Origin of the sequence: Acinetobacter sp. Ag2 (assembly GCF_001005515.1) — a bacterium.
GTDB classification, from domain to species: Bacteria; Pseudomonadota; Gammaproteobacteria; order Pseudomonadales; family Moraxellaceae; genus Acinetobacter; species Acinetobacter bereziniae.
Genome location: NZ_LBNA01000058.1, coordinates 252090 through 272492, shown reverse-complemented (window position 1 = coordinate 272492; position 20403 = coordinate 252090). Strand labels below are relative to the sequence as shown.

The window sequence follows — 20403 nt, the reverse complement described above, 5'->3', positions numbered from 1 at the left end:
CCAAACCAAAACTGAGCATCATTAAGATGCTCAGATTCACTGGTGTACGTTCAAAACTTTTGAACGACATAGATTTCTCCAGAAAGAATTTAGGGGCTGTGGACATTTCGTAAATGGCTTGCGTTGTAGGTTAAAATTGAGCAGGCAAGGCATGAAATGAAGAGAATAGCGAGACTATTTTCGAATTTCATAACGCAGGCTGAGATAATTTTAGCCACAACCCTTCGGGACTATTGTGTTTTTTGCCGCTACGTCGTTACGAACTACTTATTTAGAATGACTAAATTTCGTACTCCGTGCCTAGTATCGACTAAAACACACACACAGTCGCAAGCATAGACGAACTGTCAATAGACCCTGTGCTATTCATATTTTTTTTAAAACCAAATAAGCCATCAAAATATGCTTTCCGATGGCTTATATTGACATAAACAATACAAAAGTGTACTGCCTAGTACACTTTGTCAGCATGATCAATAGGCATACGATGCGATTGCAGTTGCGATCGCCTTACCTTCATTGTTGACCATGGTCATCCGCATCGTACACCCCTTACGTCCCATTCTTAAGGTTTCAGCTTTTGCGATAAAATATTCACCACGACCGGGCGCCAGATAATCGACACGCATATCCACAGTTGCAAGTCGAGAAACTTTTTTGAGCGTATCTGGAAGCTGGTCTGGTTCGGCTCGTTTATACAACTCACCCATTGCAACAATCCCACCAATACTGTCTAACAGTGTCGCAGCAACACCGCCATGCAAGATTTGAAATGCAACATTGCCAATCAGATAAGGCTTCATTTCGATATACCCTTCAATTTCATCATTTACTACACGCATTTGCATGTTGTTATGCGAAAAATAAGGTGAACCATTAAACGCTTTGGTCAACTGGTTAAGGACGACATTTAGATCTGCTTTTGCACCTAAATGTAAGTTACCAGTCCACTTCTTTTGTGATTCGCTCTGCGCAGAATCAGTTTTAGGAGAATCACTCATCATCATTTCGAAACCAATAATGAGAAAAAACTTCAGCTTTTTCCCAAAAAAAATATGAAAGGGCTACAATATGTGCCTAGTTTAATACTGAACATCGAGATTGTTATGACTTATACGTTCAATCGTCCTGCTTTCCCAGCCACTCGTATGCGCCGTATCCGTAAAAACGACAAACTTCGAGCGATGGTGAGAGAAACACAACTTACGGCAGACCATCTCATTTACCCAGTATTTGTACTTCCAGGGCAAAACCAGTCCCAAGATGTACCCAGTATGCCAAATGTTCAGCGCTTATCGGCAGATTTATTGCTAAAAAAAGCTGAAACACTATTAGAACTTGGCGTATCAAAACTTGCCCTATTTCCAGTTACACCACAAGAAGACAAAAGTTTAACAGCTGAAGCGGCATGGCATGAAGACGGATTAGTTCAAAATACTTTACGTCTTTTGAAAAAAGAACTTCCGGAAATGGTGCTGATTACTGATGGTGCATTAGATCCATATACTACGCATGGTCAGGATGGCATCATTGATGATACAGGTTATGTGCTGAATGATGAAACTGTACAATGTCTCATTAAACAAGCTTTAAGTCATGCTGAGGCAGGTGCTGATGTCATTGCACCAAGCGACATGATGGATGGACGGATTGGAGCTATCCGCCAAGCTTTAGAAAGTAATAATTTTATCTATACCAATATCATGGCGTATTCTGCAAAGTATGCTTCAAGTTTCTATGGTCCATTTCGTGATGCAGTAGGTTCATCATCCAACCTCAAAGGTGGTAATAAGTACAATTACCAAATGGATGTCGGCAATCGTGCAGAAGCATTGCATGAAATTGCGCTCGATATTCAAGAAGGTGCTGATATGGTGATCGTTAAACCTGGTATGCCATATTTGGATGTAGTCCGTGAAGTCAAAGATACGTTCGGTGTGCCAACCTTCGTTTATCAAGTCAGTGGTGAATATGCCATGCTTGCTGCTGCGATTCAAAATGGTTGGTTATCTGAGAGTGTGATTATGGAGTCGTTGATGTGCTTCCGTCGTGCTGGTGCAGATGGTATCTGGACCTATTATGCGGAAGATGCAGCACGTCAATTAAAACAGATGTAGTAAATTCTCACGCTGCTATAAACGATACCTATGGATGTCATCCCCTATTGTCTTCAATAGGGCTAGATTTTAAATGTAAATTTTTTGCGATGGATGGACTCCCTTATAGGTCGCAAAAAATGTTTAACGATGAAGCGCAATGCGCTTTGAATTGGTTTGATCTACTGTAGTTAACACAGTAGGTCAAATCAAAAGTTAATTGAATGATCAAAATCATTTTGTGATGATGCCATCGTTCAGAAATGTAGGTTGAACTCTCGTTCATTCAAATTTATTTACTTTTACAGAATACACCATGCATATTGCCATTATTGGTGCTGGAGTAAGTGGCTTACTCAGTGCACTTGAACTTATTGAACAAGGCTGTAAAGTCACCCTATTCGATCAACAACATGCTGGACAAGCCGCTTCTTGGGCAGGCGGTGGTATTCTGTCTCCGATGTACCCTTGGCGCTATCCACAAGAAGTCAACCATTTGGCTCAATATGGCAAACAACTTTATCAGGATTGGAATAAAAAACTACTCCCTCAAACGGGTATAGACTTTGAAATTCATGAAACTGGCATGTTGATCTTCGACGAAGCAGATTTTGAGATTGGACTCAATTATAAAGACCAATACCAAGAACCCATGCAACATTGTGAATATTTATCCAGAGAAAAACTTAAACAAGTTAATCCACAAATTTCTGAACAATTTCAACATGCGATCTACTTTCCACAGTTAGCCAATGTACGCAACCCTCGGCTACTCAAATCACTGATCAGCTATCTAAAACAACATCCTTTGGCTGATATCCGTGAAAACACATGGATTGAGAAATTTAATATTCAAAATGAACAGATTCAATCTGTTCAAACTGCAAATGGACAAGACTTTTCAGCTGATCATTTTGTGATTGCAACAGGTGCTTGGTCTAATTGTTGGAGTGAGCAGTTGCAGCTAACGATTCCTGTTAATCCTGTTCAAGGTCAAATGATGTTGTTTAAAACTCCTGAAAACTGGCTTCCAACCATGTGTATGAACAACGTCATGTATCTCATTCCACGTACAGATGGACATATCGTATGCGGTTCGAGTATGAATCATATTGGCTTTGATCATCGCCCTAGTATCTCTGTACAACAAAGCATTTATAAAGCGTGTATTGAAATGGTGCCTGAATTGGCCAATTTTCCAATTGTGAAGCAATGGGCTGGCTTGCGCCCAAGCTCGCCAACAGGCATTCCTTATATTGGAAAAATGCCAGAGCTCAATAATTTATGGGCGAACTTTGGACATTATCGTAATGGCTTATGTATGGGACCAGCCTCAGCTCAACTGCTTAGACAATTGATTTTAAAACAGGAAACGTTTGTAGATGCTAACGCCTATTCAACCGAACGGCTGATGCAAAATGCCGCATTAAGAATCGTCACGTAATTTAGCAGAAAATATTTTCTGATTGTGAAGAGAAAGATCCTTGATATCTTTCTCTCATCTGAATAGATCATTTACCAATAATTTTCAACAGCAATATTGCCTTCACCACGGCGGTTCATGGTTAAACCACGGGCTTTAAGCGCCGCTTTGGTATCATCGACCATCTGTGGATTACCGCACAACATGACATGTGTGGTTTCGACATTAAAGTGTAAATCAGCAGCTTTTTCCAACTCACCATTTTCAATCAATATCGGTAAGCGATCATGCAAGGCTGCGTGTGGGTCTCGTGTAATAATAGGAATAAATTTAAATCCTGTATGCCCTTCACCAAATTGCTCTGCGATCTCTTGGATACGATCCACATAGGCCAATTCAGATGCGGTTCTTACGCTATATACCAAATTGATTTTTTGGTATTTTGACCATGTTTCAAAGTCTTGTAACATCGAAATAAATGGCGCCAATCCCGTACCTGTTGCCAGTAACCACAAGTCTTGCGGAAGTGGTAATTGATAACGTGCTAAAGTTAAGAATCCGTATGGAATTTTTTCCAAATACAGTTCATCACCCACGTTAAGATGTTGTAAATTTGACGTGAATGCACCATCGGGCACGACAATTGAAAAAAATTCCAGTGTTTCATCAAAAGGCGAGGAAACCACGGAATAAGCCCTTACCACCAAATCATCACCGACTTTTAAACCGATTCGAGCGAATTGCCCTGCGGTGAATTTAAAATGAGCGGGTCGAGTCATGGTGAAACTAAAAAGCGTATTCGTCCAACGATGAACAGATAAGACCTTTTCTATGCTAAATTTTTCAATTGACATAATTTCTTCGTGGCATGAAACATAGTGCTCATGGTAGCATGCCTATATAATGTATGAATATTAAAATGTTAAGGCTCTACTTATGCGAATGACTTTACGCCAACTGGCTGTGTTTGTTGCTGTCGCTCAGGAAGGTACCGTAACCAAAGCAAGTGATGCAGTTCGGTTAACTCAAAGTGCAGCAAGTATGGCTTTGGCAGACTTAGAGGATGGTTTGGGTGCTCCTCTGTTTGACCGTTTAGGGAAACGACTACAATTAAATGATTTAGGACGATTTCTATTGCCACAAGCTTTAGAAATCTTAGGTCGCTGTGAAGCTTTTGAACAAGCCGCCAAAGGTGAATTGCAAAGTATTGACTTACGCATTGGTGCCACACTGACCATTAGTGATTACTTAATGCCTGATTTAATGGCGGATTTCCTACAAATTCAACCCCAAGCTCATTTACAGCTTCAAGTCGGTAATACACGCCAGATGATCGAAGCAGTTAATCAGTTTCAACTTGATTTGGCTTTAATCGAAGGCTCTTGTTTCTTACCTCAATTGCAATGTATACATTGGCGTGATGATGAGCTTGCCGTGTGCTGTTCACCTAGTCATCCTCTTGCCAACTTACATCGTGAACTCAGACAATCTGATTTCCAACATGTAGAATGGATTTTACGTGAGGAAGGCTCTGGAACACGTGAAGTATTTGATAATGCGATTCTTAAAGACCTTCAAGATGCCAATATCCGCTTAACATTGGGTCATAACGAAGCCATCTTAAAAATAGTCGCTGGTGGCTTAGGTATGTCGTGTATCTCTAAATTGGCTATTCAACCCTTACTGGATAAGGGACAATTGGTGATTCTAAATACTCCTTTCTGGCAACTGGCTCGTCCATTGTTTATGTTGGTACACCGTCAGAAATACCAAGGTCCCGGCTTAAGAGCCTTCATGAAGTTTTGTGAAAGTAAATAACGTGAGTTCGATGTAACCACATCTTCAACTTATTGGAAAACAATAAGTCTCGGCGGAGTCTTGTTGATTTTTCACCCAATTTCAGGATCAGCCTGCGGCTCGCCCTACTTTTCTTTCGGGAAAAGTAGGCAAAACCACTGTCATCCGCAAAACTCGTCAATCACCAGCAACACATTCAATCAGTCGCAGAAACAATACTTTATAAAAGTAGTCCTGCCTCAAACAACTGCGGATGACGGTTCCGAGTATCATATTTCATCAAGAATTTTTATCGAACTCAAATTAAATAGTTTTAAAGCTCCACGTGGAGCTTTTCTTTTGCTTTTTGAATGGGTTAATGCCCAAATTGGCGTTCACATGGTTGACCATCATGATCACCATCCATTTGAGTATTTGGACAATTCCGAATAAAAAACAATGCTTCTTCGTAGGAATTCATCTGACTGCAATGGGTTCTTCCATCACAACGATATGGTGATGTATTTGTGGAAGCCACTGCAGGAGTATTTGCAGTCATGGCTACAGCAGGCGCATTTTGTACACGCAATGCCTCATTTTTTCCATTTAAAGCATTTTCAGATTTTTCACTAAATTTTACAGGTTTTACATAACCTACTTCTTTTCGCTGTTGCGCTACAATTTGTTTCTGTTGTTGTTCAAACAATTCAAATTTTGCCAGTTGATCTTTTTGATAACTTTGATATTGGGTCCAAGCCGCAAAACTAAAATAAACCAATCCAAAAACCATCACCAAAATTACAAAAGAAATAAAACCGAATTTACGACTATCCGTTTGACTTGCCCTTAAAATATTTCTTTGTTTATCGATATCCACCTTTTTACTTTTAAGATCATTGCTCATCGCCACATCTAAACGGATCATTTGATGTGCTTTAAACGTACCTTTATCATTGATCACAACGTATTTGATGGTTTCACCCTTTTTAGGCTGTCCCCCTTCTTTTGGAAAATCGGCAATATAAAACGCCACGGTTTGTGCAGAGTGGTGATCTAATAAAAGCCCATATCCTTTATCATCGTGATACTCAATGATTTGCCCCAAATAAAACATAGCATTTCTCTTATAAATACTTATGAATCACAATATATTTTACTCATTTCAGAGACTTAGCGCGAGTATGCCTCGCGTTTCTGCTGTTTAATTGCATCTTTTTGTTGCTGTTGATATTGTTGTAACTTCATTACACTTTCAATTTTGTACTGCTTATAACGATCCATGGCATACATAACACAATTTACACCGATAAATAAAATAATGCCAATAATGACTATCCAAGGATTCAACCGTATAGCTGGTTCAGAAGCTGTTTTCTTCTTCGGCTGCTTACGTTTAGAATAAAAGAATTGAATTTTAATATTTTGAAAAAATTGCTGTAACACATTCAAATGCATATTTTTTTCAAGAATTCTATGTTCAACTGGATGCGTTAAAACTACAGTTTGCGTCTGAAGATCAACAACAGCTTCACGCTTGCTATCTCCCAAGTTCTGTTGCTTTTCATGGACGATCGCTCTTTCCTCACTTTCGCAGTGCAGGCTTATATTTTTTTGAGCAGCACGATTGTCCGTTTGAATTCGGGCTAAAGATGGTTCAGTTTTCGAGATTTGGACTGTATCGAATAGTGCTATTGCAGAAATTGCTTCAGCTGTATCTTTGCCTATATTAACAAGGTTTGGATCTGTCAATAATGATTTGTCTTCGACTTGATACGATAGTGTTGGCGCATAATCTTGTAGTTGTTTGTCTTGACTGGGCTGTTCTTGAGTCTTATTTTCTGGACTACATATGTCTTGTACAACAACATCCAGTTTTATGTCTTCACTCATTTGCATCGTTTGGGCTTGCAACGCAGGTCTTGTCAATGATTGAACATTGTCTGGTAATTGCTCATCCTCAATCACTCTTCTTTTCTTATGTGCCTTTCGCGCTTTTCTTACATTCTCATAGACATTTTCTTCATATAAATGCTGAATAGGTAAAGATCGGTTTGGATCAGTGACATAGTTTTTATGATCTAGACGTACGATAAATTTAGCTAAAACTTCTCCATTTTGTTCCAGCACAACACACTTAATCCGCTCTCCAAGTTGTGGGAGAACAGTTTGGTTTGAAAAATCTTCTAATTTAAAAACAACTTGTTGATGATCGTTTTTTAATTCTATTAAGCCCTTAGCAGATTTTTCATCATAAAAAATGACTATCCCCTTACGAAACATTTTTTTCTCATTTATTAGAATAAAAAAAGGAGGCCCCTATCGCCTCCTTTGATCATACTAAATTTTAATCTTTTTGCACACTACCAAAAATTTTATCACCTGCATCACCTAAGCCCGGTACGATATAGCCATTTTCGTTTAAGCCTTGATCAATAGAGGCAGTAAAAATCGTTACATCAGGATGTGCAGCTTCAACACGTTTAATCCCTTCTGGTGCAGCAACAAGCACCATCACACGGATATCTTTACAACCACTGGCTTTTAATACATCAATTGCAGCAACCAAAGACGAACCTGTTGCCAGCATTGGATCAATAATCATGGCTAAACGATTCTGAACATCTGGAACTAATTTTTTATAATAGGTACGTGCTTCCAAAGTTTCTTCATCACGTTCAAGCCCTAATACTGAAACCTTAGCACTTGGAATGAGGTTCAAGAAGCCATCGAGCATCCCAATACCCGCACGTAAAATCGGCACAACCGTAATTTTTTTACCGGCAATACGATCTACACTTACCTTGCCATTCCAGCCATCAATCTCGTGATCACAAACTGGTAAATCTTTAGTCGCTTCATAAGTCAAAAGCATAGTCACTTCTTGAGCAAGCTCACGAAAGTTCTTGGTACTTATATCAGCACGGCGTAATAGACCAAGTTTATGACGGATAAGCGGATGACGGATTTCTTGAATTGACACAGGAGATTACCTAAAAGGATAAAAGTAAATTTCCGCTATTATAATTGTTTTTTATATAAGAGATAAGAAAAGCCCTCAACAAATGAGGGCTTTTTTTGTTAATAACTTACTTTCATCAGATTATTGCAAAATGATATGCAAAGGCGCAACGATTTGAGCACCATGTGCCAAAGCGATAATCGGATCTGGGTAAACACCAAATACCAGTACCAATAAGGCAGCAAGAAGAACCATGATACCGCCTGCTTTTTGCCCCCAATGCTTATCAGCATCAATACGTGGTGTATCCGGTGGTGTCATATACAAAACGATCATGACACGTAAGTAATAGTACAAACCAATACCACTACCAATGATGATCATTGCCGCATAGAACCAGTGTTGTTGAGACACAGTGGTCATCACTAACATGAACTTACCAATGAAACCAGCAGTCAATGGAATCCCTGCTAGAGATAACATCATGACTGTTAAAGTTGCAGTAAGCACAGGGCGACGCCAGAACAAACCACGATAATCCGCAAGTGACTCAGCTTCATCAACATTATTGTATGGACTAGACATCAAGGCAACCACACCGAAAGCACCGATGGTTGTGATGACATAAGTAAATACATATACACCAACAGATGTCAGGCTAAGGAATGAAGCACTCACTAAACCAAGAAGCAGATAACCAAAATGAGCGATTGATGAATACGCTAAAATACGCTTCAAGTTGACTTGACGCACTGCAAGTAAGTTACCTGCAAGGATTGAAAGAACTGCAATAACGACGATAACCGTCTGAATTGATTCAATGCCAATCACGCCTGAAGATAATAAATAACGGACCAACAATCCGATCATTGCAATTTTTGAAACTGTTGCAAGGAACGTCGCAATCGGTGCAGGTGCACCTTGATAAACATCTGGTGTCCATTTATGGAATGGCGCAAGAGAAAGTTTAAATGCCACAGCTGCAATAATCAGCCCCAAACCAATAATGACCATTGGTGTTTCGATCAGTTGGTGATATTGCCCAAGTGCCGATTGGATTGCCATGATCAGTTCTGGATTTTGAGTTTTACTCAATTTCCAGAACAAATCATCAATTTGACCTGCAAAAGACAGAGAACCGACTGCTGAATAGACATAAGCCATTCCCATCAACAACATGGCAGAAGCTGTCGCAGAAAGTACAAGATACTTCACACCTGCTTCGAGCGATTTTCCACGTTGATAGGTATATGCCAATAAGCCATATATAGGAATAGACATCAATTCAAGGCTGATAAAGAACGATGCAAAATGAGAACTTGCAACCATCAACATTGCACCTGAAACTGAAATCAGCATAAGCAGGTACAATTCTTCACGGTTGTCTTTATAAGTTTCAATATATGCATGTGACAATGTGCAGCAAGCCAATGCGGCAATTAAAATCATCACTTGGTAGAACAATGTAAATGGATCAACCATAAACATGTTCATGACCGGTCCTGGGACAAATGCCTTACCAAACAAAGTAAGTAATATATTTGCCAAAGCAAGGTTTAAACCAATCACCGAAACAGTTGCAATCAGATTGTGATTACGTTTAATCGCAATCAGAATCATCACCACTATCGCTGTCAATGCAACAATAAAAACTGGTGCTAAAGGCATGAGATCCGAAAATGACATAGTGAAGTTCATGACTATTGGATCTCCACATTTTGTTGAGATACAACTTGTTGAGCTGTATCGACAATTTCTTGAACTGGAATATAGCTATTTGCTAACCACGCCATACTTGAGTTTGAAATATCAAGGAATGTTTGTGGATGTACACCTAACCAAAGTAAGCCAAGTGCGCAGACCAATAAAATCACAGTTTCACGTGTATTTAAGTCTTTTAACGGGCTTTCATAATGTGGCTTCTGTGCTTCATTCGGTGTACCAAATAATGCTTTATGAATCAGAATTAGACCATAAAGACCAGCAAAGACTAAGCTAATCGCAGCAATAATTGTAAATGTTGGGAACTTGGCAAATGAGCCCATAAGGATCAGGAATTCACCGATAAAGTTACCTAGACCTGGGATACCCACAAGTGCTGATACAAAGAACATTAAGAAGAATGGTAGATACTGGAATTGACCACGAATACCGCCCATCAAACGTAAATCACGTGTATGTAAGCGCTCATAGACCTGACCACACATAATGAATAATGCAGCAGATGACAAGCCATGTGCCAACATCATGATCATTAAGCCTTGGAATGTCAGGATATTACCTGCATAAAGTGCAAGTAATACGAAGCCCATGTGTGAAATAGAAGTATACGCCAACAAACGTTTCATATCCGTTTGCTGGAAAGCACACCAAGCGCCGTAGAAAATACCAATCAAACCGAAAATAATTGCAATATCAGCAAACTGTGCAGATGCTGCAGGGAAGAAAGGCATTACAAAACGAAGTAAACCGTATGCAGCAGTTTTAATCAAAATACCAGCTAAGTCTACAGAACCTGCGGTTGGCGCTTGCGCATGGGCATCCGGTAACCAGCCATGCAAGGGGAAGACTGGAAGTTTTACGGCAAAACCAATAAACAAACAGATCATCAATGCATAAGCATAACCAGCTGTACTAGGATTAGCGTCTAATGCATTTGCAACACTCATCAAGTGCGTATAACCAAACCCAATTCGACCATCCGTGCTATAACCAATGATTACCAGCCCCAATATGCCAACAAGCATGATGAGACCCGCGACTTGGGTATAAATAAAGAACTTGGTTGCTGCGTAAACACGTGATTTACCATCTGCACCTTTATGACCCCAAAGTGCGATCAAGAAGTAGATAGGAACCAGCATCATCTCCCAGAAGAAGAAGAATAAGAACATATCAATTGCAAGGAAAACCCCGATTACCCCACCCAATGACCATAAAAGGTTTAAGTGGAAGAAACCAACATTCTTTTGAATTTCGCCCCATGAACAGCCAACAGCAAGTACACCCAGTAATGCTGTTAAACCGACCATAAGAAGCGAAAGACCATCGACCGCTAAGTGAATGTTAATACCCAGTGTTTTAATCCAAGGGACATAGAACTCAGCTGCCCAAGTCGGCGCTTGACCGCCTAAAGCATAATCAAATCCACCTTGTTTCCACAAAATAACGGTTAAGCCCAAAGTAATGAGCATTCCCACTAATGCGATATAACGAGGCAAATGTTTATCAAGTTTATCGACTAACCAACACGCGAAACCTGCAATAAAAGGTACAAGAATCAGTGCGGGTAAAATCCAATTGTTTGTGATTTCCATCTTATTTCCCCACTACCTGAATCACGATCAAGATCATCAGCAATACCACTACACCGAGTGACATACTTGATGCATATTCACGTAATGAACCTGTTTGACGGGTACTTGTAAATTTATTACCACCTTTTACAATTGCAGGTAAGACAAGCCATAAGCCATCAATTGGATCACGACCTAAGATTTTCGCAATAAGCAAATAAGGTTGAACGAATACAAGGTTATATAAAGAATCGAAACCAAATGCGTTACGGCAAATATTCGCAAGCCCAGCACCAAATGAAGTTGCTGCAAAGCCTTTAACCGCTTTATAAGCAAATGCAAATAATACAACACCTACTGCTAAACCAGCCAATGCGATACCTACAGCAAGGTGTTCTGCACCATGCATACCTTCTTCAACTGCTTTTGATACTTCAAATGCAGGAATATGAGCAGCATTTAAAACATTCATGACTGGCGCTTTTAAGAAATAAGCCAAACCAGTTGAAAGAACAGCCAAGATACCTAAAGGCGCCCAATAAGTCGCACCTTTGATTTCGTGATAATGTGTTTTTTCTTCACCGAAGAATACCACCCAGATTAAACGGAAAGTATAAATCGAAGTCAGGAATGCACCAGCAACACCAACCCAATACAATGAGCCATACAGTGCTACAGATTGACCTTGCGCCCAAACAGCACCCAAGATTGCATCCTTAGAGAAGAAGCCGATCGTAATAAATGGAATTGCAGCAAGTGCACCACCACCTATTGCAAAACAAGCGAATAAGAATTTGTTTTTGTAGAACAAGCCACCCATCTTGAAGATGTTTTGCTCGTGATGGTAAGCCAGAATCACTGCACCTGAAGACAAGAATAATAATGCCTTAAAGAATGCGTGTGAAAGCATATGGAACAGACCAGCTTGGTATGCTTCAGCACCTACAGCCATAAACATATAACCTAACTGACTCATTGTAGAGTAAGCCAAAATACGTTTGATGTCCGTTTGCACCAAGGCAGCAAAACCTGCAACGAGCAATGTCACTGCACCAGTAATCGAAATGAACTGCATTACTTCTGGTGTCATTTCAAACACAGAGAACATACGGCAGCACAAGTAAACACCTGCTGTAACCATTGTTGCAGCATGGATCAATGCAGATACTGGTGTAGGACCAGCCATTGCATCTGCCAACCACGTTTGTAATGGGATTTGTGCAGATTTACCCGCAGCACCCAAGAACAACATCAACGATGTCCAAAGTGCGAGGTTGTGATCAAGGGCTAAAACTTGTGAAGCATTGGCAACGATCGTTCCAATATGCAAAGTACCAAATTGTTGGTAAAGCAAGAACAATGCGATCAGTAAGAATACATCACCCACACGAGTCACTGTAAATGCTTTGATTGCAGCAAAACCGTTTGCAGGATTTTGATAGTAATAACCAATCAACAGGTAAGAACACAGACCTACGCCTTCCCAACCTAAGAATAACAACGCTAAGTTGTCACCCAACACCAACACCAACATGCTGGCAACGAATAAGTTGAAATATGAGAAGAAACGAGCAAAGTCTTCTTCACCACGCATATACCAAGTTGCAAAGATATGGATCAAGAAACCCACACCTGTGATCATGCCCATCATCAATAATGATAAGCCATCAAGATGCAAACTTACGCCTGGCGCAAAACCACCCACATTAAACCAAGTCCACAAATGCTGTGCTTGAGCAACTGAACCCTGTTTTACAAAGTCCATGCCTGCAAGCAATGCAAATAATGCTGAAAGACCAACAGAACCTGCACCAATAATGGCTGCTACATTTTCAGGAAGTTTATTACGCCCTGCCGCTAAAAGGACAAAACCAATGAGCGGAAATAAAATTGTTAAATATAAATAGCTCATCCGCGCATCTCACTAGCAGCATCTACATCCAGATGATGGAAGCGATGGTAGAACTGAAGGACGATCGCAAGACCGATACACGCCTCTGCCGCAGCAAGAGTAAGGATCAAAATAAACATAATTTGACCATCAGGTTGTGCCCATGCACTTCCTGCCACAACGAATGCCAATGCGGCTGCATTCATCATGATCTCAAGGCTCATCAACATAAATAATAAATTGCGTCGCACCATTACACCGTAAAAACCCAGTGCAAAAAGAATAGATGCAACGATCAAACCATGTTCTAAAGGAATGTTGCCCATTACTGTTTATCCTCTTCTGCACTTGGTTCACGTTTGCCTAAGTGGAATGCTGCAACCAAGGCTGCAAGCAATAACATCGCGGCAACTTCAACCAATAATAAATAGTGGGTAAAGAGTGCTTGACCAACAACTTTAGGACCAATGACTTGAGTTCCAAGTACAGCACCCTGCTGTACATGATCTGAACCCAATACCCAAACTAAACATAAGCCCATTAAAAAGCTCATAAGTGCTGGATAAGCCCAAGCATCTGAAGTCAACCATTTACGTTCTTGGTCAACTGTATGCTGACCAAGATTGAGCATCATCACAACGAATACGAACAACACCATGATCGCACCGGCATAAACAATCACTTCAAGTGCAGCTGCAAATGGTGCACCAATCGTCAAGAACATACCTGCAACTGCAAGTAATGAAACGATCAAACTTAATAAAGCATGTACAGGATTCGCGTTAGTCACAACACGAACCGTAGAAACAATGGCCACAAGAGCCATTAAATAAAATGGCCACATCATGGTAATAAGCTCCGTACATCTACAGGCGCGCTTTCACGCTGCGCTTGACCTTTTTCTTTACCATCAATCGTCATACCAGTCACACGGTAGAAATTGTAGTCAGGATATTTTCCTGGACCTGAAATGAGTAAGTTTTCTTTCTCATACACAAGATCTTGACGTACATATTCACCAAGCTCAAAGTCTGGTGTTAACTGAATTGCAGTTGTTGGACATGCTTCTTCACACATACCGCAGAAAATGCAGCGTGAGAAGTTAATACGGAAGAATTCTGGATACCAACGTCCATCTTCTTTTTCAGCTTTCTGTAATGAAATACAGCCAACAGGACATGCAACCGCACATAAGTTACACGCAACACAACGCTCTTCACCGTCTGGGTCACGTGTTAGTACGATACGACCACGGTAACGTGGAGGTACGATTTGCTCGGCTGGAACTTCTGGATATAAAATCGTATCGCGTTTGCGTGTGACATGGCTAAACACCATCCACAACGAACGAACAATTGATCCTACGCCAGCTAGAATTTTATACATTTTGTACTCCCTGCTGTCCTAGGCTTGATTCATCAGAATCACAGCACCAGTCACCAAAAGGTTGACCAATGCAAGTGGTAAACACACTTTCCAACCAAAATTCATCACTTGGTCATAACGTGGACGCATTAAAGAACCACGAGCCAAGACAAACATCATTACAAAGAATGCTGTTTTCGCAATGAACCAGAACGCATCTGGAATGAATGGAATATTTAAATTAAATGGTGCTAACCAACCGCCGAAGAATAAAGTCACGATCAGTGCTGAAATCAGGATGATGTTGACGTATTCAGCAACGAAGAACATCCCCCATTTCATACCACCATACTCAACGTGGTAACCCTCTGCCAACTCTTGCTCAGCTTCTGGTTGGTCAAATGGGTGACGATGTGTCACTGCAACACCAGCAACCACAAAGATCATGAAACCAATGAATTGTGGAACCACAAACCATACATCACGTTGTGCTTCTACGATTTCACGCAAATTGAATGAACCTGCAATCGCAACCACACCCATCAATGAAATCCCTAAGAAGACTTCATAAGAAATGGTTTGTGCTGCTGAACGTAGACCACCAAGCAATGCATATTTGTTGTTTGAAGCCCAACCACCAAATAACACAGCATAAACAGCGATACCTGCCATTGCCATAAAGAACAATAAGCCAATGCTCATATCTGCAACACCTAAATAAGGTGAAACAGGAATAACCATAAATGACAGTACCGCAGTTGCCATCGCAACTGCTGGTGCTAAACGGAAAGTCAGTTTATCAACGAACTTAGGTGTCCAGTCTTCTTTGAACATGATTTTAAGCATGTCAGCAACGATCTGGAACATCCCGCCCGGACCTACACGGTTTGGACCATAACGGTCTTGCCACAAGCCAAGCAAACGACGCTCAATAAATGACATCAATGCCGCAAGCAAAACCACAACCAACAAAATCACAATTGCTTGGATGACCGAATAAGCAATCGGCCAATCTTGTGCCCAAGTCGGTAGGGCGCGTAAAGATTCATTCATGATTACACTCCTACCGTTACAGATACAGGTTCAGCAAGTGAAACGGTTGGAGCTTGTCCAACTGGATAACCGATATAACCTGTTGGTAAATATTCAATCACATGCACAGGAAGGCTGATTGTCGTTTCACCAGCTTGGACGGTCAGTTGTTGACCATCTTGAACATTCAAACGTGCTGCATCTTGTTCACCTACAGCAAAAGCAGCTTCTGGAATACGTGACTCCATCGCTGGTGTTTTTACTGTAAATTCACCAGAAGCAAAAATATGATGCATTGGAACAAGACGGAAACTGTCTGGATTGTTTACAACTGCACTTGGTGCAACATAGCTACGAGCAGGACGTTTCACTAAACGATCAAATAAACGAACACCAGAATCACCACCTTTCAGATGCCCCCCTACTTCGTCTTGGTATTTATTCCAAGCTTGTGGAGAGTTCCAACCCGGTGCCCATGCAAATGGTACCAATGACGATGCATTTTGTGGTCCAACATAACCTTCCATTGAGAATGTTAATGCGGTATCGACATCGACAGGTTGTTTCGGCTCATGTACGTTCAACGGTGCACGGATTGCAGTACGACCTGAGTAACGACGTGGTTCACGGGCAATTTTCAAACCATGAACACGATAGCCTGCATCAGGCGCAACATCTTGAATCGCTTCCAATGCTGGAACATTTTTCACAACAGATTCAATCACATCATCCAACAAGGTCCATGAAATCGCTTTACCTTGCACACCTGTTTCAATGGCATGCAACCAGCGCCATGATTCTTTAATGGCATACTCTGGTTTGTAGTAACTTGGATCATAAACTTGGTAGAAACGTTGTGCACGACCCTCTTGACTGACCACCGTACCATCGCCTTCAGCGAAGCTTGCAGCAGAAAGAACCACATCTGCAGCATTTACAGTTTCAGTTTCAGAGTGATCAAGCACAATCACACTTTGCGCTTTGGCTAATGCAGCTTCTACTTGAGTTGCTGGTAAGCGACGGAATAGATCATTTTCAACAATAATGATTGAATCATAATCTTGTGCAAATGCTTGCTCTAAGCTTAAACCACCGAACAGTGCCAAGCCCATTGAGTTCACTTCAGGAACCGTCAATGTTAGACCTGCATTTTCACCTAGATTCTGCGCAACCTGTGCAGCAGCTTCCATGATGGCAACATCTTGTAAGCTTGTTCCAGAGATGATTAATGGCTTTTTCGCAGCTTTTAATGTATCCGCAACAGTTTGAGCAAATGCTTTCGCATCGTCATCTAAACCAAGAATTGCCTCACCTTTTACAGCAGCAGCAACAGCAAAACCTAAACGTGCAATGTCGTTTGGAGAAGCAACAACTTCACCCGCAGCCACATCAGCTAAACGTGTTTGTGTCGCAGCCAAGATATAAATCGGAGAATTTTCATCCTGACCAATACGTTTTACTGGTTCGGCTAACCAATCTTGAGTACGGCGGTCTGCTGCCATTTGTTTGGCTTTGTTTTTCGCAGCTTGGCGAACTGACAATGCCATACGCGGTGCTGTTTGAGTAAGATCTTCACCGAGGATCAATACAGCGTCATAGCTTTCAATCTCACGCATACCTGGGTTATAAACACCCTCAGCCTGCATAATCGATGCAGCCAACTCAACCAAGTTTTGCTCTTTTTGAGACATCCCTGTTGAGTAGTTTTGCTGACCCACCAACTCACGCAATGCGTAGTTTGATTCTAATGATGCACGTGGCGAACCAATACCCAAGACTTTTTTGCCCTGAACATTTGCGATCACTGTATCAAGTGCTGTATCTACAGAAACGATTTCAACATCTGCACCATTACGGAACTGTGGCTGACGTGGACGATCTTCACGGTTCACATAACCTGTACCGAAACGACCTTTATCGCACAAGAAGTATTGGTTAACTTCACCGTTGAAACGGTTTTCTACACGACGTAATTCACCATAACGTTCACCCGGTGAAATGTTACAACCTGAAGAACAGCCTTGGCATACGCTTGGCGCATACTGCATGTCCCATTTACGGTTATAGCGTGCCGAATGTGTTTTATCGGTAAACACACCTGTTGGACAAACTTCAGTCAAGTTACCAGAGAATTCAGACTCTAAAGTTCCTGATTCTGGACGACCAAAGTAAACACGTGATGCATTGGCATAAACACCAAAATCTGTACCACCTGCATAATCGTTATAGTAACGAACACAACGATAACATGCGATACAACGGTTCATTTCATGTGCAATGAAAGAACCTAACTCTTGGTTATGGTGTGTACGTTTAGTAAAGCGATAGCGACGACGGTCGTGTTGTGTCATCACAGTCATATCTTGAAGATGACAATGACCACCTTCTTCACAGACTGGACAGTCGTGTGGATGGTTGGTCATTAAGAATTCCACGATAGACTCACGGAAATCTTTTGCTTCTTTGTCTTCAATCGAAATATAGGTATTGTCAGATGCAGGGGTCATACATGACATTACTAAGCGACCACGAGTATCTTCTGGATTCGCATATTGAGTAACAGCACATTGACGGCAAGAACCGACAGAACCTAAAGCTGGATGCCAACAAAAATATGGGATGTCGATGCCAAGGCTCAAACATGCTTGTAGCAGGTTTTCCGAGCCATTGACTTCGTACGATTTTCCATCGACATGAATTGTAGCCATAGTCGAATTCCTTAAACTTGTTCTACGTGGCTGGCTTGGGCTACAGGACGATCTGTCACTTTAGCTTCAAACTCGCTACGGAAATATTTGAGTGCACCCATCAATGGTTCCATCGCACCTGGTGCGTGAGCACAGAATGTTTTACCAATCCATAACTTACGAGTCAGTTCTTGAAGATGTTGAATGTCTTCCATCTTCCCTTCGCCCTTCTCAATAGCGACAAGTGCTTTCACTGCCCAAGGTAAACCATCACGGCATGGTGTACAGAAACCACATGATTCACGTGCAAAGAATTCTTCTAAGTTACGGGTCGCAGAAACCATACATTGGGTTTCATCAACCACCATTAACAAACATGTCCCTAGACGAGAACCTGCTTTCATAATGCTTTCTGAATCCATTGGAAGATCAATGTGCTCAGCAGCCAAGAAATCCGTTGATGCACCACCCGGCAACCATGCTTTAAGCTTAAGACCATCACGCATACCGCCAGCATAGTCTTCAATCACTTCACGTGCAGTTGTACCGAATGGTAATTCCCATAACCCAGGGAAAGTAACTTTTCCTGATGCACCATAGATTTTAGTGCCTGGATCTTTAGATTTACCCGCAGACAAACCGATATACCACTCAGGACCACGCAACATAATTGCAGGCAAGTTGTTATAGGTTTCAACGTTATTCACAATCGTAGGACGACCCCATGCTCCTGCAACTTGCGGGAATGGAGGTTTAGTACGTGGATTGGCACGGCGACCTTCGAGTGAGTTAATCAACGCAGTTTCTTCACCGCAGATATAACGACCCGCACCTGTATGTACGTGGAGATCAAAGTTCCAACCTGTACCTAAGATGTTGTCACCCAAATAACCTTTAGCACGAACTTGCTCTAAAGCTTCATTTAAGTATTGAGCAGCTTCAATGTACTCACCACGAATGAAGATATAGCCTTGTGTAGCTTCAAGGGTATAACCTGCAATCAACATTCCTTCGATCAATTGATGTGGAAGTTTTTCCATCAACAAACGGTCTTTGAATGTACCCGGTTCCATCTCATCGGCATTACAGATCAGGTAACGAGGACCACCATCATTCGGTGCCATCAATGACCATTTAATCCCTGCTGGGAAACCTGCACCACCACGACCTTTTACAGTCGCTGCTTTGATGACTTCAAGAACATCTTTAGGTGGCATAGACAGCGCTTTTTTAAAGCCTGCATAGCCTTCTAAAGCTTCATAGTCATCAGCACTACGAACAAATTCCTGTTTACTCAAACGCCATGTTAATGGGTGAGTTTCAGGGTTTCCGTCGCCATATATTGGTCTTGGTTCGGTATTCATACATACTTCTCCAATAACTGTTTCACAGAAGTCACTTCAACCAAACCGTGAGTATCTTCATCAATCATTAAGGTTGGACCTTTGTCACAGTTCCCTAAACAACAGATCGGCAATAAAGTAAAACGACCATCAGCTGTCGTTTGACCAAATTGGATACCCAGTTCGCGTTGGAAAGCTTCTGCTAAAGTTTCCGCACCCATCAAGAAACATGCAATCGAATCACATAATAAAATTACGTGGCGACCCACAGGTTGACGGTAAATACGGTTATAGAATGTTGCAACACCTTCCAAATCCGCAGTTGTAATTGTCAATAATTGAGCAATTGCATGTAACTGCGCATCGTCTACCCAACCGTTACGGCGTTGTACACACTTTAAGGCATCCAAAGACGCTGCGCGTGGGTATGGGTAATGACCTATGTGATGTTCAATTTCATGGATTTCTTCACTGGTCAGAATCCCTTCAACATTCACACGTGGCTTTTTATCAGTCAAAATCATCATAATGCGTT

Annotated in this window: 18 protein-coding genes; 3 read left to right on the top strand and 15 right to left on the bottom strand. The window is 41.3% G+C overall.

The window, feature by feature from the left end; genetic code table 11:
• Positions 1–473: 473 nt before the first annotated feature.
• The gene (locus tag AAV97_RS19225; protein ID WP_004827972.1) at positions 474–1007 is read right to left on the bottom strand and encodes a thioesterase family protein; all 534 of its coding nucleotides are present in this window, start codon (positions 1005–1007) and stop codon (positions 474–476) included.
• Positions 1008–1106: 99 nt separating this feature from the next.
• On the opposite strand from AAV97_RS19225, the gene hemB reads away from it, so the two are divergent.
• Both hemB and thiO read left to right on the top strand, forming a co-directional pair.
• Positions 1107–2117, top strand: coding sequence for a porphobilinogen synthase (gene hemB, locus AAV97_RS19220; RefSeq protein ID WP_171248753.1), 1011 nt, complete (start codon positions 1107–1109; stop codon positions 2115–2117).
• A gap of 295 nt (positions 2118–2412) precedes the next feature.
• Positions 2413–3540 (top strand): glycine oxidase ThiO, encoded by a 1128-nt coding sequence (gene thiO, locus AAV97_RS19215; RefSeq protein ID WP_046761443.1) that lies wholly within the window; start codon positions 2413–2415, stop codon positions 3538–3540.
• Positions 3541–3611: 71 nt separating this feature from the next.
• Here thiO and AAV97_RS19210 read toward each other — a convergent pair whose 3' ends face one another.
• On the bottom strand, positions 3612–4373 hold the full coding sequence (locus tag AAV97_RS19210) for a ferredoxin--NADP reductase (protein WP_046761442.1): 762 nt from the start codon (positions 4371–4373) through the stop codon (positions 3612–3614).
• Positions 4374–4455: 82 nt separating this feature from the next.
• Between AAV97_RS19210 and gigC the strand changes: the two genes are divergently transcribed.
• Complete coding sequence (gene gigC / locus AAV97_RS19205) at positions 4456–5337, top strand: LysR family transcriptional regulator GigC (protein ID WP_004827965.1); 882 nt, start codon at positions 4456–4458, stop codon at positions 5335–5337.
• A gap of 334 nt (positions 5338–5671) precedes the next feature.
• Here gigC and AAV97_RS19200 read toward each other — a convergent pair whose 3' ends face one another.
• The 13 genes from AAV97_RS19200 to nuoE all read right to left on the bottom strand — a co-directional run bounded on the left by AAV97_RS19200 (position 5672) and on the right by nuoE (position 20395).
• Positions 5672–6409 (bottom strand): excalibur calcium-binding domain-containing protein, encoded by a 738-nt coding sequence (locus AAV97_RS19200; RefSeq protein ID WP_046761441.1) that lies wholly within the window; start codon positions 6407–6409, stop codon positions 5672–5674.
• 56 nt (positions 6410–6465) lie between these two features.
• Entirely contained in the window at positions 6466–7575 is a 1110-nt protein-coding gene (locus tag AAV97_RS19195) for a hypothetical protein (RefSeq protein ID WP_046761440.1), read from the bottom strand.
• Positions 7576–7639: 64 nt separating this feature from the next.
• Positions 7640–8275 (bottom strand): uracil phosphoribosyltransferase, encoded by a 636-nt coding sequence (upp, locus tag AAV97_RS19190; protein WP_004827961.1) that lies wholly within the window; start codon positions 8273–8275, stop codon positions 7640–7642.
• Positions 8276–8395: 120 nt separating this feature from the next.
• Positions 8396–9922: an NADH-quinone oxidoreductase subunit NuoN gene (nuoN, locus tag AAV97_RS19185; RefSeq protein ID WP_373866481.1), complete on the bottom strand. Its 1527-nt coding sequence runs from the start codon at positions 9920–9922 to the stop codon at positions 8396–8398.
• Between the two features lie 32 nt (positions 9923–9954).
• The gene (gene nuoM / locus AAV97_RS19180) at positions 9955–11565 is read right to left on the bottom strand and encodes an NADH-quinone oxidoreductase subunit M (RefSeq protein ID WP_171248754.1); all 1611 of its coding nucleotides are present in this window, start codon (positions 11563–11565) and stop codon (positions 9955–9957) included.
• A 7-nt stretch (positions 11566–11572) separates the two neighbouring features.
• On the bottom strand, positions 11573–13462 hold the full coding sequence (nuoL, locus tag AAV97_RS19175) for an NADH-quinone oxidoreductase subunit L (protein ID WP_004827954.1): 1890 nt from the start codon (positions 13460–13462) through the stop codon (positions 11573–11575).
• The gene (gene nuoK / locus AAV97_RS19170) at positions 13459–13767 is read right to left on the bottom strand and encodes an NADH-quinone oxidoreductase subunit NuoK (protein ID WP_004827952.1); all 309 of its coding nucleotides are present in this window, start codon (positions 13765–13767) and stop codon (positions 13459–13461) included. Before nuoK ends, nuoL begins: the two co-directional genes overlap by 4 nt.
• Positions 13767–14285, bottom strand: a complete 519-nt coding sequence (nuoJ, locus tag AAV97_RS19165; RefSeq protein ID WP_171066809.1) for an NADH-quinone oxidoreductase subunit J — start codon at positions 14283–14285, stop codon at positions 13767–13769. The genes nuoK and nuoJ overlap by 1 nt, the downstream gene beginning before the upstream one ends.
• Entirely contained in the window at positions 14285–14827 is a 543-nt protein-coding gene (gene nuoI / locus AAV97_RS19160) for an NADH-quinone oxidoreductase subunit NuoI (protein WP_005030883.1), read from the bottom strand. The genes nuoJ and nuoI overlap by 1 nt, the downstream gene beginning before the upstream one ends.
• An 18-nt stretch (positions 14828–14845) precedes the next feature.
• A complete protein-coding gene (gene nuoH / locus AAV97_RS19155; RefSeq protein WP_004827946.1) occupies positions 14846–15859 on the bottom strand; it encodes an NADH-quinone oxidoreductase subunit NuoH in 1014 nt (337 codons plus the stop codon).
• A 2-nt stretch (positions 15860–15861) separates the two neighbouring features.
• Positions 15862–18546, bottom strand: coding sequence for an NADH-quinone oxidoreductase subunit NuoG (nuoG, locus tag AAV97_RS19150; protein ID WP_046761439.1), 2685 nt, complete (start codon positions 18544–18546; stop codon positions 15862–15864).
• Positions 18547–18557: 11 nt separating this feature from the next.
• Positions 18558–19889: an NADH-quinone oxidoreductase subunit NuoF gene (nuoF, locus tag AAV97_RS19145; protein WP_004827942.1), complete on the bottom strand. Its 1332-nt coding sequence runs from the start codon at positions 19887–19889 to the stop codon at positions 18558–18560.
• The gene (gene nuoE, locus AAV97_RS19140; protein ID WP_004827939.1) at positions 19886–20395 is read right to left on the bottom strand and encodes an NADH-quinone oxidoreductase subunit NuoE; all 510 of its coding nucleotides are present in this window, start codon (positions 20393–20395) and stop codon (positions 19886–19888) included. The genes nuoF and nuoE overlap by 4 nt, the downstream gene beginning before the upstream one ends.
• Positions 20396–20403 lie beyond the last annotated feature (8 nt).

Coding starts and splice junctions, on each gene's coding strand:
- AAV97_RS19225 (WP_004827972.1), bottom strand. CDS start 1,007: ATGATGATGAGTGATTCTCCTAAAACTGATTCTGCGCAGAGCGAATCA.
- hemB (WP_171248753.1), top strand. CDS start 1,107: ATGACTTATACGTTCAATCGTCCTGCTTTCCCAGCCACTCGTATGCGC.
- thiO (WP_046761443.1), top strand. CDS start 2,413: ATGCATATTGCCATTATTGGTGCTGGAGTAAGTGGCTTACTCAGTGCA.
- AAV97_RS19210 (WP_046761442.1), bottom strand. CDS start 4,373: ATGTCAATTGAAAAATTTAGCATAGAAAAGGTCTTATCTGTTCATCGT.
- gigC (WP_004827965.1), top strand. CDS start 4,456: ATGCGAATGACTTTACGCCAACTGGCTGTGTTTGTTGCTGTCGCTCAG.
- AAV97_RS19200 (WP_046761441.1), bottom strand. CDS start 6,409: ATGTTTTATTTGGGGCAAATCATTGAGTATCACGATGATAAAGGATAT.
- AAV97_RS19195 (WP_046761440.1), bottom strand. CDS start 7,575: ATGTTTCGTAAGGGGATAGTCATTTTTTATGATGAAAAATCTGCTAAG.
- nuoN (WP_373866481.1), bottom strand. CDS start 9,922: ATGCCTTTAGCACCAGTTTTTATTGTTGCATTGACAGCGATAGTGGTG.
- nuoL (WP_004827954.1), bottom strand. CDS start 13,462: ATGAGCTATTTATATTTAACAATTTTATTTCCGCTCATTGGTTTTGTC.
- nuoK (WP_004827952.1), bottom strand. CDS start 13,767: ATGGGCAACATTCCTTTAGAACATGGTTTGATCGTTGCATCTATTCTT.
- nuoJ (WP_171066809.1), bottom strand. CDS start 14,285: ATGTGGCCATTTTATTTAATGGCTCTTGTGGCCATTGTTTCTACGGTT.
- nuoI (WP_005030883.1), bottom strand. CDS start 14,827: ATGTATAAAATTCTAGCTGGCGTAGGATCAATTGTTCGTTCGTTGTGG.
- nuoH (WP_004827946.1), bottom strand. CDS start 15,859: ATGAATGAATCTTTACGCGCCCTACCGACTTGGGCACAAGATTGGCCG.
- nuoG (WP_046761439.1), bottom strand. CDS start 18,546: ATGGCTACAATTCATGTCGATGGAAAATCGTACGAAGTCAATGGCTCG.
- nuoF (WP_004827942.1), bottom strand. CDS start 19,889: ATGAATACCGAACCAAGACCAATATATGGCGACGGAAACCCTGAAACT.
- nuoE (WP_004827939.1), bottom strand. CDS start 20,395: ATGATGATTTTGACTGATAAAAAGCCACGTGTGAATGTTGAAGGGATT.